Annotated in this window: 1 protein-coding gene; it reads left to right on the forward strand. The window is 48.9% G+C overall.

The window, feature by feature from the left end; genetic code table 11:
- Positions 1-202: hypothetical protein (locus SB753_RS37485; protein ID WP_410805213.1), on the forward strand; the 202-nt coding region annotated here is incomplete at its 5' end.
- Between the last annotated feature and the right edge of the window lie 68 nt (positions 203-270).

The following is a 270-nucleotide window of genomic DNA, read 5'->3' on the forward strand; positions in this document are numbered from 1 at the left end:
TGTCTTTATTGAGGCAAAAGTTCGCATTACTATTAACTGGCGATGCTCTTTCACGGGGCCACGTCTGATCTTCGGCCACTCGTTATTTGTCAATCAGATCCCCTCGCCGCACGTTGCACTCGCGGCGCTCTCGTGTGCATTTTCCCTGTGTTATTCGGTGATGCCTGACGGCGACCGTTCGAGTTTCCTACGCTTGCAGTAGCTATCTCCTGAGTGCTTTTTATGTTCACGGAAGCATGTCGTAATTTTAGGAATTGTCGGATTTTCCAT

Source organism: Paraburkholderia sp. SIMBA_053 (assembly GCF_046534895.1).
Taxonomy (GTDB): Bacteria; Pseudomonadota; Gammaproteobacteria; order Burkholderiales; family Burkholderiaceae; genus Paraburkholderia; species Paraburkholderia caledonica.